Origin of the sequence: Flavobacterium turcicum, from assembly GCF_011365745.1 — a bacterium.
Taxonomy (GTDB): Bacteria; Bacteroidota; Bacteroidia; order Flavobacteriales; family Flavobacteriaceae; genus Flavobacterium; species Flavobacterium turcicum.
The window spans coordinates 1-13,181 of the sequence record NZ_JAAOBY010000013.1 but is presented as its reverse complement, the minus strand read 5'-3'; the positions used below and the strand labels follow the sequence as shown (position 1 = coordinate 13,181).

Annotated in this window: 12 protein-coding genes; 9 read left to right on the top strand and 3 right to left on the bottom strand. The window is 36.7% G+C overall.

All coding sequences use genetic code 11. The features are described 5' to 3' along the window. Positions 1 to 528: 528 nt before the first annotated feature. Genes G9Q29_RS14585 through arsB form a run of 4 tightly spaced genes read left to right on the top strand, consistent with a single transcriptional unit; the run spans position 529 to position 3,032 of the window. Entirely contained in the window at positions 529 to 861 is a 333-nt protein-coding gene (locus G9Q29_RS14585; RefSeq protein ID WP_166139133.1) for an ArsR/SmtB family transcription factor, read from the top strand. A gap of 18 nt (positions 862 to 879) precedes the next feature. Continuing rightward, positions 880 to 1,344: a DUF6428 family protein gene (locus G9Q29_RS14580; RefSeq protein ID WP_166139130.1), complete on the top strand. Its 465-nt coding sequence runs from the start codon at positions 880 to 882 to the stop codon at positions 1,342 to 1,344. A gap of 12 nt (positions 1,345 to 1,356) precedes the next feature. Then, on the top strand, positions 1,357 to 1,992 hold the full coding sequence (locus G9Q29_RS14575; RefSeq protein WP_166139127.1) for an arsenate-mycothiol transferase ArsC: 636 nt from the start codon (positions 1,357 to 1,359) through the stop codon (positions 1,990 to 1,992). Next, positions 1,992 to 3,032 (top strand): ACR3 family arsenite efflux transporter, encoded by a 1,041-nt coding sequence (gene arsB / locus G9Q29_RS14570; protein ID WP_166139124.1) that lies wholly within the window; start codon positions 1,992 to 1,994, stop codon positions 3,030 to 3,032. The genes G9Q29_RS14575 and arsB overlap by 1 nt, the downstream gene beginning before the upstream one ends. A 471-nt stretch (positions 3,033 to 3,503) precedes the next feature. Here arsB and G9Q29_RS14565 read toward each other — a convergent pair whose 3' ends face one another. The 3 genes from G9Q29_RS14565 to rocD all read right to left on the bottom strand — a co-directional run bounded on the left by G9Q29_RS14565 (position 3,504) and on the right by rocD (position 6,294). Then, positions 3,504 to 3,932 carry a GNAT family N-acetyltransferase gene (locus G9Q29_RS14565; protein ID WP_166139122.1) on the bottom strand — a complete coding sequence of 143 codons (429 nt, stop codon included), beginning with the start codon at positions 3,930 to 3,932 and terminating at the stop codon, positions 3,504 to 3,506. A gap of 108 nt (positions 3,933 to 4,040) precedes the next feature. After that, positions 4,041 to 4,997 (bottom strand): arginase, encoded by a 957-nt coding sequence (locus G9Q29_RS14560; protein WP_166139119.1) that lies wholly within the window; start codon positions 4,995 to 4,997, stop codon positions 4,041 to 4,043. A 13-nt stretch (positions 4,998 to 5,010) separates the two neighbouring features. Next, positions 5,011 to 6,294 (bottom strand): ornithine--oxo-acid transaminase, encoded by a 1,284-nt coding sequence (rocD, locus tag G9Q29_RS14555; protein WP_166139116.1) that lies wholly within the window; start codon positions 6,292 to 6,294, stop codon positions 5,011 to 5,013. 224 nt (positions 6,295 to 6,518) lie between these two features. Between rocD and G9Q29_RS14550 the strand changes: the two genes are divergently transcribed. The 5 genes from G9Q29_RS14550 to G9Q29_RS14530 all read left to right on the top strand — a co-directional run bounded on the left by G9Q29_RS14550 (position 6,519) and on the right by G9Q29_RS14530 (position 13,003). After that, on the top strand, positions 6,519 to 6,971 hold the full coding sequence (locus G9Q29_RS14550) for an Lrp/AsnC family transcriptional regulator (protein ID WP_166139113.1): 453 nt from the start codon (positions 6,519 to 6,521) through the stop codon (positions 6,969 to 6,971). Between the two features lie 19 nt (positions 6,972 to 6,990). Next, a complete protein-coding gene (locus tag G9Q29_RS14545) occupies positions 6,991 to 9,192 on the top strand; it encodes a penicillin acylase family protein (protein ID WP_166139110.1) in 2,202 nt (733 codons plus the stop codon). A 114-nt stretch (positions 9,193 to 9,306) separates the two neighbouring features. Continuing rightward, a complete protein-coding gene (locus G9Q29_RS14540) occupies positions 9,307 to 10,077 on the top strand; it encodes a dienelactone hydrolase family protein (protein WP_166139106.1) in 771 nt (256 codons plus the stop codon). A gap of 319 nt (positions 10,078 to 10,396) precedes the next feature. After that, the gene (locus G9Q29_RS14535; RefSeq protein ID WP_166139103.1) at positions 10,397 to 11,407 is read left to right on the top strand and encodes a M28 family metallopeptidase; all 1,011 of its coding nucleotides are present in this window, start codon (positions 10,397 to 10,399) and stop codon (positions 11,405 to 11,407) included. A 552-nt stretch (positions 11,408 to 11,959) separates the two neighbouring features. Next, complete coding sequence (locus G9Q29_RS14530; protein ID WP_166139100.1) at positions 11,960 to 13,003, top strand: tyrosine-type recombinase/integrase; 1,044 nt, start codon at positions 11,960 to 11,962, stop codon at positions 13,001 to 13,003. The last annotated feature ends 178 nt before the right edge of the window (positions 13,004 to 13,181 follow it).

The window sequence follows — 13,181 nt, the reverse complement described above, 5'->3', positions numbered from 1 at the left end:
AATCAATAAGGTTAGATATGAAGTTTTTTTCATCGCTGTGATGATTGGGGCGGTTTTGCAGGATTGATAGGGGAATTTAGCGGTTATCCATGATAATTCGGCGGATGTTCTACCTTATATACTATGAAAAATGGCTGTGTTTTACTCTACCCGTCGAGTGAAATTGACAAAAACGGTTCTCAACACATTTTTTAATGCGTTTTACTGCGCAAAAAACACTCGAACTGACGTTTGAAAAAATTACAGTCTACGAGTTTTACTCTATATGATATGTAGCTGTCACAAAATTCGACTATAATACCTGCAGCTCGCGTTAGGGATAGCAGCGTAAAGCCCACAGCCACGACCCCTTCGGGAGAGGCGAGGACTTGTAGCGAATAGCCCGACGCTTTTCTTGATCCTGCCCTACCAAAAGGCAAGAGCAAGAAAGGCGGAACGCCCAACGAAAAGAACTCACCTATATATAATGTATAAATAGTTGCTTTAATTAAAAAGTTTATCGTAATATTGCAATATTAATATATAACGATGGGAACGACTAAATTTGAATTTTATACAGAAGAACAAAATGAGCTGGCTGTTTTAGCAAAGGCAATTGGCCATCCGGCGCGTATTGCGATAATAGAACACTTGATTAGTGTTGGAAGTTGCGTGTGTGGTGCTATTGTAAACGAACTTTCACTAGCACAGCCAACGGTATCGCAGCACTTGAAGGAACTTAAAAATGCGGGTATCATTAAAGGTTCACTTGAAGGCAATGCTATTTGCTACTGCTTAGACGAGAAAGGATTCGCTAAACTAAACACATTTTTTGGAAAAATTACCACTCATTTGGAAAACAAAAACAACGCTTGTTGCTAATATTTAAACACTTAAACAATGAAATTATCAGAGATTAAAGCAGAATTGCATCAATTGAATCAGGTAACATTTGTTTTGCCTGATGGTACCTATGTACCAGAACATTTCCATGTTACCGAAGTGGGCCTACTCGTGCGCCGTTTTGTAGATTGTGGCGGGAAATTACGAGAAGAAAAAATAATCAATTTTCAGTTATGGGATGCGAATGATTACGATCATAGACTGAAACCTGCAAAGCTATTGAACATTATCAATATATCTGAAAAAATGCTCGAGATGGATGACTATGAAGTCGAAGTTGAATACCAGAGTAACACCATTGGTCGTTATGATCTTGGATTTAATGGTACTGATTTTTTATTGCTGAACAAACAAACTGCTTGTTTGGCTGAAGACCAATGCGGAATTCCTGCTCCCAAGCAAAAATTAAGTTTAAATACACTAACCAACAACAGCTGCACACCAGGCGGAGGCTGTTGCTAAAATACAAGTGGAATGAAAAACTCTAGCACTACCCTATTGCCCAAATTACAAGAAAGTATTGAGCAATTAGATTATAACTCTATACCTGCAGAAAGGCGCAACCTTTTGCAGCCGATGATTGAATATCTTCAAGAAAAAGTTTCAGCAGGATCAAACATAAGGTTGAACTTTATTTGCACTCATAATTCAAGAAGAAGTCATTTGTCTCAGATTTGGGCTCAAGCTGCTGCTGCTTATTATGAGATTCCAAATGTTTATTGTTATTCTGGCGGAACAGAAGCAACGGCACTTTTCCCGATGGTTGCTGAGACTTTGAAGCAAAATGGTTTTTTGATAGAAACCATTGCAACAAGTAGTAATCCTATTTATTCAATAAAACACAGTTTGAATGAACCAGCTATCATTGGATTCTCAAAGAAATACGATGATACCTTCAATCCTACTGATCAATTTGCTGCTTTAATGACTTGCTCACAAGCGGATGAAGGCTGTCCGTTTATATTTGGAGCTGAAAAAAGAATTCCGCTACAATATGAAGATCCGAAATTATTTGATAATACAGCAGAGCAAGCCACCAAATATATGGAACGCAGTTTACAAATTGCAACAGAGATGTGTTTTGTATTTTCTCAAATAAAATCAATGTAATGGCAAAGAAAAGACTTCATTTTTTAGATCAATATCTTACGCTTTGGATATTCTTAGCAATGTTGCTTGGTGTGAGTATTGGTTATTTTATTCCGGACAGCAGTACTTACTTGAACTCCTTGTCAAATGGAAGCACAAATATTCCCTTAGCAATAGGATTGTTGTTGATGATGTATCCACCGTTAACTAAAATAGATTTTTCGAAAGTACCGCTGATGTTTCAAAAACCAAAATTACTTTTACTATCACTATTAGTCACTTGGATTATTGGACCTTTTTTAATGTTTGGACTAGCAACATTGTTTTTGCAAGACTATCCAGAGTACATGACCGGGCTTATTATTATAGGTATTGCGCCTTGCATTGCAATGGTGATTGTTTGGAACGAGTTGGCCGAAGGCAATCGGGAATTGACAGCAGGTTTAATTGGTATTAATAGCCTATTACAAGTTTGTTTTTTTAGTTTTTACGCTTACTTTTTTCTTGAGATTATGTTGCCATTGGTAGGCATCAAAGGATTGAACTTGCCTATAACCATTGGAAGCATTGCAGAAACAGTTGGAATTTATCTCGGAATCCCTTTTGTATTAGCACTTATCAGTCGGTACGGAATTATAAAAGCAAAAGGACAAACATGGTTTAACCAAAAATTTATTCCTTTTATATCACCAATTACTTTGATAGCGTTGCTTTTTACTATTGTAATTATGTTTAGTTTAAAGGGTGAAATGCTAGTTGCTTTGCCATTAGATGTAGTTACAGTCGCAATTCCTTTGGTATTGTTTTTTACCATTATGTTTTTCTTAATGTTTTTTGTGGCGAAAAAATTTGGTGCTAATTACAGAGATACGGTAGCACTTTCGTTTACTGCATCGGGAAATAATTTTGAATTGGCGATTGCTGTCTCTATCGGTGTTTTTGGTATTAATAGTGGTCAAGCTTTTGCGGGTGTTATTGGACCTTTGGTAGAAGTACCGGCATTGATTCTGCTCGTGAGAGTTGCATTTGCGTTGAGAGAAAAATACTTTTTGAAGCAATAAACCCTTTAAGTGAAATTAATTTTTGCTTGTGATTTTCGTCAGTTCAAGTTTTTTTACCCCGAATCTTACTGAAGAAAACAGTATCGAGCATTTCGATAAAAATCCAAGATAAAAGAAAAATTTCCTTAACAACGGTTCTCGATACATTTTTTGTTCCGTTAAACTCCACAAAAAACACTCGAACTGACGGTTTGTATTATTTCACCCAACGATTAATATTAATTGCGTTTAAAAAATAAAAGCATCGGTAGAAATGCTATCGATGCTTTTTTATTGGTAAAATTGTAAACGTAAAAAGATTAGAATGTTTTTTTTTTAAGTGATTGAAACGTTGATATCATCTCGTAACTTTTATCAAATTTCAGTTTTGCCGGGACTTGAGAAAGATTAAAAACTGAAATCGCAAATACAAAACCAGCTTAAAAGTTTACCAACAAACCCAGTTACATTAAAACGCTAAATAAGTAAATCTCATAATTTTTTCTTACAATATATTTTACTCTCTTTGAGTTTGAATCCAACGCTTGAATATAAATTGATTGCAGCCAATCTGTGATCTTCTGTAAAAAGTAGTATTTCAGAAAGTTCTTTTTCTTTACCTACTTCCACTAAAAGGTTTATTAGTTTTCTTCCTATTCCTTTTCCGCGTGAAGCGGAATCTACAACAACATCTTCAATCCAACCTTTGTGTCCGGATATAACTTTGTAAGTACACATTGATGCAATTCCAATTATTTTGTTGTCATCCTCACAGTATGCGACTGTAATCTGGTTTTCCTCATTCAATATTTCCTCAAGATCTAACTGGATTTTGTTTGGACTTAATTGACGGAATAATTCAGAAACTTGCTCCTTAATATCTAAGTTTAAATTATTTTTGCTTAAAATAGCTGTTTTCATTTCTTTTCAAATCTGTTAAAAAATACAATTTTATCAAGTTAATTTTTTATTTCAAATTCTGAATTAAATTTAAGATTGCTAGAGAACGAAGCAAAGTGATGCGCAACTCTACGATTGAAGTAGCGTGGTTGTAAATTCCTCTAAAATCTCAAAAGCTGTTTCTGCCATTTTATTTCCTTTCGTATCGAGTAAAGGATTGATCTCAACAAATTCAATACATGCTACTTTTTGAGAAGCTACAATTTGTTTCAACATAGCTGACACTTCAAGTGGATCAAATCCTCTTGGTACAGGAGTACCGGTACCGTAAGAAACCATATCACAATCTAAAGAATCAACATCAAAAGATACGTAAATCATATCGCAGTCGTTCATTTTGTACAAAGCTTCGGCTACACAAACATCAAGACCGCGGTAACGGACCTCGGCTACTTTATAATTTTTTATTTGCAAACGCCCGATTTGCTTATCTTCTTCTTCTTCGGTATCGCGAACGCCAAAATAAACCAAGTTTTCCGGAAGAACTTTTGGTCCCGAGAAACCAATATTTTTCATTTGCTCCCAATCCTCTTGTGTATCAAAGCTTACGTCATTATTTTGGCATTCCAAATTATCTTGTCCTAACGCAGCTGACAACGGCATGCCGTGAATATTTCCGGATGGCGAAGTGTATGGCGAATGTAAATCGGCATGGGCGTCAATCCAAAAAACACCAATTTTTTTATCTGGATACGCTGCTTTTATCCCACTAAGTGTTCCCAAAGCAGAAGAATGATCACCAGATAAAACAATTGGAAAAAATCCTTCTTGCAAAGTACTTTTAACGACTTCGTGTACGCGGTTGCACTGCTCTAGCACATGTTCGATTCGTTTGGCCGATGTACTTGTGCTTTTATTGTAGATGGTTTCGTTGTGCGTTTTTACATCTTGAAACGGATATTGATTAAAATAGTCATTATCTCTATTAATAGCTGCAATTTCTAAAGCGTCGATTCCTAAATCAGATCCACGAGTTCCAGCGCCAATATCAGATCTGTTTTTAATTAGTTTAATTGTTGTTTTCATAAAAATCCGCAGTCTATTTAAAATCATTCAAAGCCCGTTCGATAATTCCTAAACACTCGTGAATTTGTGATTCGGTTATAACCAATGGCGGCGCAAAACGAATTTTATTTCCGTGCGTTGGTTTAGCAAGCAAACCGTATTCACTAAATTTCATGCAAATGTTCCAAGCTAAATCCGACTCTTCGTCGCAGTTTACAACAATGGCATTTAGCAATCCTTTTCCGCGAACCAAAGTTATAATTGGATTTCTGGCTGCAATTTCGTTCAATCCTTGACGCAATACTTCGCCAAGATAAGCTGCATTTTGAGCTAAATTTTCGTCCTTCACTACTTCAAGTGCTGCAATAGCAACCGCAGCCGCGACAGGATTTCCTCCAAAAGTAGAACCATGCTGACCTGGCTGAATGACATTCATAATTGCATTATTAGCCAACACCGCAGAAACAGGATAAACACCTCCTGAAATTGCTTTTCCTAAAATTAAAATATCAGGTTTTACCTCAGGCGTATTTTTACAACCGTTTTTGCATTCGCAATTACCACAAGTTGCCAATAAACGACCTGTACGTGCAATACCTGTTTGCACTTCATCAGCAATAAACAAAACATTGTGCGCTTCGCAAAGTGCTTTTGCTTTTGCCAAATAACCTTCGCTTGGTACATACACTCCTGCTTCACCTTGAATTGGTTCAACTAAAAAACCAGCGATTGTGTTTGATGATTGCAAAGCTGCTTCAAGTGCTGCCGTATCATCGTATGGAATTTTTATAAATCCAGCGGTGAAAGGACCGAAGCTTTTACGTGCATTTTCATCATTTGAAAAAGAAACAATCGTAGTTGTACGTCCGTGAAAATTGTTTTCGCAAACAATGATTTGTGCTTGATTTTCAGGGATACCTTTTACTTCATAAGCCCATTTTCTGCACAGTTTTACAGCTGTTTCAACCGCCTCCGCACCAGTATTCATTGGTAAAACTTTATCGAAACCAAAGTATTTCGTCACATATTCTTCAAAAGGACCTAATTGATCATTGTAAAAAGCACGTGAAGTTAGCGTCAGTTTTTGCGCTTGCTGCATCATTGCTCCCACAATTTTCGGATGACAATGCCCTTGATTCACTGCTGAATAGGCCGACAAGAAATCAAAATAACGTTTACCATCAACATCCCAAACATACACTCCTTCTCCTTTTTCGAGCACTACAGGCAAAGGATGGTAATTGTGTGCGCCATATTTTTCTTCTTTAGCAATTAGTGCTTCGGCTTTATTGGATAAATGGGAATTTGTTGATGTCATAGCAAAACGTATTTAATTAGTACTGAAACAAAAATACTAATATTATTTAAAAATTAGCATAAAAAACAATAATTTGACTTAAAATTAAACTTAAAAAAATATTTTATATAAATTCTAACTACTAAAAAGTCATTTTATTAAAGATAAATAAAGACTAAATTTTTAATTTGAAGAAAAAAAAGTACTTTTATAATTCGTAAACACTTTAAACACAAAAGCCTGATATGGAACCCATAGACGATTTCGATATAAAAATCATTCAAGAATTAGAAAAAGACGGCCGCATGGCCTACTCTGCCATAGCAACTACCTTAAAAATTTCGAATACCATGGTGCACCAACGCATTAATCGATTGATTGAGCATGGTATAATTACGGGTATTAAACCTATCATCAACGAAAAAAAATTGGGTTATGATTGGGGTGCATTTACAGGATTAACATTGAATAAAGATCAAGATTCAGATCGTATTATCGAAGAGCTGAAACAAATTCCTGAGATTACAGAGTGCTACTACATCACGGGATCATTTACTTTGTATGTAAAAATCAATGCGAAGAATCACGAACACATGCGACGTATTCTTTACGAAAAAATAGACAATATTCCTGGCATTGCTAAAACCGATTCGATCATTGAACTAGGCTGCGCCTTTAAACGCAATGTAAGTTTGTAAATCTAAACACTTCACTCCTATGAAAATTTTGTCACAACACATTTATCTTCTTATAATAGCTTTATTTTTTACTACAAATACCTTCGCACAAAGTATTGATAAAAAAGAAATTAACCGACTCGAAAAAACAGCGAAGCAAGTACAAATAATTAGAGACCAATGGGGAATTGCACATGTGTACGGAGAGACTGATGCCGATGCCGTTTTTGGACTTTTGTATGCGCAATGCGAAGACGATTTTAAGCGCGTTGAGATGAATTACATTGAAAAACTAGGACGATTGGCAGAGGTAAAAGGCCAAAGTGTTTTGTTCAATGATCTCGAAACTAGATTGCTTATTGATACTGAAGCTGCGCAAGCTGATTACAAAAAAGCGGCGCCTTGGATGAAAAAATTACTTCAAAGTTTTGCTGACGGGGTCAATTACTACTTGCACAAACATCCTGAAGTTAAACCGAAGCTTTTGCAACATTTTGAACCTTGGTATCCTTTATTATGGACCGATGGTAGCATTGGCGCCATCAGTACAGGCGGATTAACTACCGCTGAGCTTAAAACTTTTTATTCAGGTAACAATAGTAAAGTAGCTTATACAGAGCGCGAACCTAACGTGCAAACAGGATCAAATGGTTTTGCTATTGCCCCATCAAAGTCGGTTACAGGAAACGCAATGTTGTACATCAATCCGCACACTACTTTTTACTTTAGACCTGAAATTCAAATGAGCAGTAACGAAGGTTTGCAGGCTTACGGCGCTGTTACTTGGGGACAATTTTTCATTTACCAAGGTTTTAACGAAAATTGCGGTTGGATGCACACCTCGTCAAATGTTGACGTAGCCGATTTGTATGCTGAGAAAATCGTAAAAAAAGAGAATCGATATTTTTATGAATATGAAGGTAAATTACGAGCCGTCCAACAAAAAAATATCACTATATCGTATTTAGAAAAGGGAAAATTAATCCCCAAAACATTTACGACTTATGCGACGCATCACGGACCTATCATGGGCGAACGCGATGGTAAATGGATTAGTTTACGCGCCAACAACAGATCAATGATTGGCCTAGAGCAAAGTTGGTTGCGCACCAAAGCGACTTCGTTTGCTAGCTACCAAACCGCAATGGATTTAAAAGCCAATACCTCCAACAATACTATTTATGCGGATAAAGAGGGGAATATTGCTTATTGGCACGGGAATTTCGTCCCTAAACGCGACCTAAACTTTAATTGGTCTAAGGAAGTTGATGGCAGTATAAAAACAACGGAGTGGCAAGGCTTACATACCGTTGCAGAGAGCGTACATGCTTACAACCCGAAAAATGGATGGCTACAAAACTGTAATTCTACCCCTTTTACTGTGGCAGGAATCGAAAGTCCAAAGGCGCAAAACTATCCTAATTACATGGCGCCCGATGGGGAAAATTTTCGTGGCTTGAATGCCGTTCGACTGCTTGGTCAAAATAAAAAATATACTTTAGAACAATTAATCGCTGATGGGTACAATACCAAACTAACAGCTTTTGAATATTTAATTCCTGCTTTGCTTAACGCTTACGCGAAGACTTCAGCGGCGAATACTGATACATACAAGAATCTTGAAGAACCGATCGCAATTTTAAAAAATTGGGATTATCATGCCGATGAAAAATCTGTCGCAACAACATTAGCCGTAGAATGGGCTTACCGATTGGATCCTATTTTACAAAAAGTATACGTGAATCAAGGTGAAAAAGATCAGGTTCAAAACGCCATCGCTTTTGCGGAAGCAGCAACAGCTGAACAATTGTTACCGCAATTGCAAGCCGTGGTTGCTGATTTACAGTCTAAATTCAACACTTGGCAAGTGCCATGGGGAACCATCAACCGTTTTCAACGCAGCTCAGGCGCTATTGATTTAACCTTTGATGACAACAAAGAAAGTTTACCAATAGGTTTCGGACCAGCGTTGTGGGGAAGTTTACCTGCTTATAAAAGCAGCTATGCTAAAAACACGATTAAACGTTATGGCAGTAATGGTAATAGTTTTATTTGTGCAGTAGAATTTGGACCAAAAGTAAAAGCAAAATCCCTTTTGGCAGGCGGAAACAGTGGAGATCCCGCTTCGGCACATTTTACTGATCAAGCCGAAATGTACCAAAAAGGAATATTTAAAGACGTATTATTTTACAAAGAAGATGTTTTGGCCAATGCTAAAAAAACCTATTATCCTGGAGAATAAACCTGAAGGTTGGGCCTATCATTTTTAAAAATGACGGCATTGTTTTTTTCCATTAAACTTTGTCGAAATGATTAAAATAAGCTTCAAATTTGTAGTAACAAAAAATTAAAAATTATGAAACAATTCGTTTTAACTTTATTAGGTGCTTTTGCGATTTCGTTTGGCGCGCAAGCTCAATTAAAAGCCGTTGCTTATACAGATGGCGCTCAAAAATTAAATGGTTTATCAATTGCTCCTCAAAAAGGAAGCAAAACCAAACCAGGTATTTTAATTCTTCCCGCTTGGAAAGGGATTGATCCGCATGCCAAAAGATCAGCCGAAGAACTTTCAAAAATGGGATACTATGCCTTTGTAGCTGATATTTATGGAGAAGGAAACTATCCTAAAAACACGCAAGAAGCTGGACAAAGAGCGGGTTACTACAAAAACAACGTAAAAGAGTACCAAAGACGCATACAATTGGCACTAGACCAATTAGTAAAAGCTGGTGCTAATCCGGACAATATTGTAACCATTGGCTATTGTTTTGGCGGAACAGGTGTACTTGAAGCTGCAAGAGCGGATATGAAATTGAAAGGTGTAGTGTCATTTCACGGAGGTTTAGGCCGCGACGCTGCAAGACTAAACAACCCAATTACAACAAGAGTATTGGTATTGCACGGAGCAGACGATCCTTATGTTCCTGCAGCGGAAATCTCTGCTTTTCAGCAAGAAATGAGAGATACAAAAGCCGATTGGGAAATGATTTATTATGCAGATGCCGTACACGCATTTACAGAGCCTGAAGCTGGCAATGACAAGTCAAAAGGAGCTGCCTACAACGAAAAAGCAGCCAAACGTTCTTGGGCACGCATGAACACCTTTTTGAAAGAGGTATTGCAATAAATCAAAAACACTTTTTAAAAACAGTACACCATTGGTACGGTACTTTCATAAAGTTTGTACGTATTAATGGTATACTGTTTTTTTTATGCCCAAAAATTTAAACGAAGTTCAAGAGTCGATTCGCTTTTGCGCCAGCGTGCCAATAACAACTCGTACAGCCTCGATTAGAAAACAAAATCATATTAGTATAGCGAACCAAAGTAAGTTCACGAAAAATATTAGATTGTTAAATTCCTACATTATTGGGTTAAAATTTTCATTTTTGAGAATCTTTTACTCATATTTGTCATGTAATACAACATTAAAAAAACTAAAAAACATGAAAAAAATCCCATTATTGGCAGTCATAGCCGGGCTAACCATCAGTTGTAGCAGTCAGAAAACTGGTGTTGTGGCAGCAAATCCAGGCAAATACATGAATACCATAACCGCCGATGAGTTAAAAACACATCTTTACATTGTAGCTTCGGATGAAATGGAAGGCCGCGAGACAGGTTCTGCAGGTCAAAAAAAGGCAGGTAAATACATGATTGAACAATATACTAAAAACGGCATTTCGTTCCCAAAAGCTGCCACTGACTTTTATCAAAAAGTACCGGCTAGTTTTTTAAACGCTAGAAGAAATCAAAACTTATCCGACTCTGAAAATATTTGGGCTTTTATTGAAGGATCCGAAAAACCGGAAGAAGTAATTGTGATATCTGCGCACTACGATCACGTGGGTGTCGAAAAAGGGAAAATTCACAACGGAGCCGATGACGACGGTTCAGGAACTGTGGCACTTTTAGAAATTGCACAAGCTTTTCAAATGGCCAAAAAAGCAGGACACGGACCAAAAAGATCTATCTTGTTTTTGCACGTAACGGGCGAAGAGCACGGCTTGCTAGGCTCACGTTATTACTCAGAAAATCCGTTGTTCCCGCTAGCCAATACTGTTGCTGATATCAACATAGATATGATTGGCCGACGCGACAAAAACCACAGCAATAGCAATTATGTATATGTAATTGGTGCTAACAGACTTTCAAGCGAGCTAGACGCCATTTGCACCACTGCCAATGCAACTTACACGCAGTTAGAATTGGATTATACGTTTAACGATCCAAAAGATCCGAACCGTTTTTATGAGCGTTCAGACCATTATAACTTTGCAAAATTTGGAATTCCATCGGTGTTTTTCTTCAACGGAGTGCATGCTGATTACCACAAACCTACCGATACTCCTGACAAAATTGAGTATGATGCATTGGCAAAAAGAGCTCAATTTGCTTTTGTAACTGCTTGGGAATTGGCTAATCGTGCCAACCGAATTGTGGTTGACAAAAAATAATTAGTGGGGCACCACCTTCCCTACACTATCGTTTCGGTAAGGTCGGGCTATCCGTTACAATCTCCCGAGAAAAATCGGGAGGATTTTCACTACTATCCCTGGTGCATAAAAAAGCTTTGATTCACGTCAAAGCTTTTTTTTGCTTTTACATGACTTTTAGTTTTAATCTGTAGGTTAAAATAGTTATTTCTCTATAAATTTAAAGCTGTTGAATAAGTACCACAAAACATTAATAATCAAACTGTTGAATGTAATTAGTTTTTGATGATAATTTTTCGTCAGTTCGAGTGAGTTTCGATAGAAAATTGAATCGAGAGCAGAAAAATTATCATTAAAAACAGTTCTCGATATGCGTCACTTCGAGTAGCGGAGCCTATCGAGAAGTTTTGTTCCGTTTCTCTACACAAAAAACACTCGAACTGACGTTTTTAATAATTACACCCAACGGGTTAATAATCAACAAAAAACAACCAAATTAAATCGAATTTTCTTTCTTTTTTTCACCACCAAGAGCAATTTTTTTCTTATCTTTATGAAAGAAATGTATATGGTATGAACTGGAGAGCCACCACTGTAAAACACAAAAACGAAACTAGAATAGCGGTTTATTTTGATCACAATAGGGATTTAATTGCCCGTATCAAACAATTTGAAGATGCACGATGGAGTCAAACTTTACGCGCTTGGCACCTTCCTGCTACTCCCGAAAATTTTAATCATTTTCAAGTTCCAATTCCAATATATTACTACCCATCTGCTGAGGGAATTCAAGAAATAGAAAAATTCAAAAACTGGTTGCGCTCCAAACGCTACAGCGAAAGTACTCTCAAAACTTATTGCGAAGCATTAAAATCTTTCCTGACTTTTTTTAGAGAAAAAGCAGTTGCAGCGATAAGCAACGAAGATGTTATTCAGTACACAAACAGATATATCTTAGAGAACAAACTTTCAGCATCGTTTCAAAATCAAATGGTAAACGCCATCAAATTGTATTTTAGTACGGTTCAAGAAACGAAAATAGAAATCGAAAAAATTCATCGTCCAAAGCGATCTAAAGTTTTGCCAAATGTATTGAGCAAGCAAGAAGTAAAATTAATATTAGAGGCTCATAGTAATATTAAACATAGAATGATGCTCTCTTTGATTTACAGTTGCGGGTTACGCTGTGGTGAGCTTCTTGCCTTGCAACCACAACATATTGACTCCAAACGAAACGTAGTTTTATTAAAAAATGCGAAAGGCAAAAAAGACAGAATAGTTCCCTTAAGTCCAAAAATTTTACATTTACTACGTGATTATTACACTTTGTTTAAACCTGAAAAATATTTGTTTGAAGGAAAAATAAAAGGTTGTGCTTACGACAGTCGCAGTTTACAGCAAGTATTAAAATCGGCCTTACAAAAAACAGCGATAACAAAGCCCGTAACTTTACATTGGTTGCGACATAGTTACGCAACACATTTACTAGAGACTGGGACTGATTTACGATATATCCAAGAATTACTGGGACACAACAGCAGTAAAACAACTGAAATATACACCCATGTAAGCACGAAAAGTATTCAACAAATAAAAAGTCCATTTGATGATTTGTAATAAAATTATTATTGTTATATTTGGAGCAAATACGTTATCGTATAGCGCCAATACGCCCAAATTTGGTATGATACACGCTATAATGTAGCGTATATATACTAGTTGGACGTAATTGGAGCGTACCACTTAGACTACGACGTTTTTTCACAATGAATTTTCGGGATATATTTTTGGGATG

What these genes read in the sequence shown, in the direction of transcription:
- G9Q29_RS14585 (WP_166139133.1), top strand. Translation starts at nt 529, where the DNA reads ATGGGAACGACTAAATTTGAATTTTATACAGAAGAACAAAATGAGCTG.
- G9Q29_RS14580 (WP_166139130.1), top strand. Translation starts at nt 880, where the DNA reads ATGAAATTATCAGAGATTAAAGCAGAATTGCATCAATTGAATCAGGTA.
- G9Q29_RS14575 (WP_166139127.1), top strand. Translation starts at nt 1,357, where the DNA reads ATGAAAAACTCTAGCACTACCCTATTGCCCAAATTACAAGAAAGTATT.
- arsB (WP_166139124.1), top strand. Translation starts at nt 1,992, where the DNA reads ATGGCAAAGAAAAGACTTCATTTTTTAGATCAATATCTTACGCTTTGG.
- G9Q29_RS14565 (WP_166139122.1), bottom strand. Translation starts at nt 3,932, where the DNA reads ATGAAAACAGCTATTTTAAGCAAAAATAATTTAAACTTAGATATTAAG.
- G9Q29_RS14560 (WP_166139119.1), bottom strand. Translation starts at nt 4,997, where the DNA reads ATGAAAACAACAATTAAACTAATTAAAAACAGATCTGATATTGGCGCT.
- rocD (WP_166139116.1), bottom strand. Translation starts at nt 6,294, where the DNA reads ATGACATCAACAAATTCCCATTTATCCAATAAAGCCGAAGCACTAATT.
- G9Q29_RS14550 (WP_166139113.1), top strand. Translation starts at nt 6,519, where the DNA reads ATGGAACCCATAGACGATTTCGATATAAAAATCATTCAAGAATTAGAA.
- G9Q29_RS14545 (WP_166139110.1), top strand. Translation starts at nt 6,991, where the DNA reads ATGAAAATTTTGTCACAACACATTTATCTTCTTATAATAGCTTTATTT.
- G9Q29_RS14540 (WP_166139106.1), top strand. Translation starts at nt 9,307, where the DNA reads ATGAAACAATTCGTTTTAACTTTATTAGGTGCTTTTGCGATTTCGTTT.
- G9Q29_RS14535 (WP_166139103.1), top strand. Translation starts at nt 10,397, where the DNA reads ATGAAAAAAATCCCATTATTGGCAGTCATAGCCGGGCTAACCATCAGT.
- G9Q29_RS14530 (WP_166139100.1), top strand. Translation starts at nt 11,960, where the DNA reads ATGAACTGGAGAGCCACCACTGTAAAACACAAAAACGAAACTAGAATA.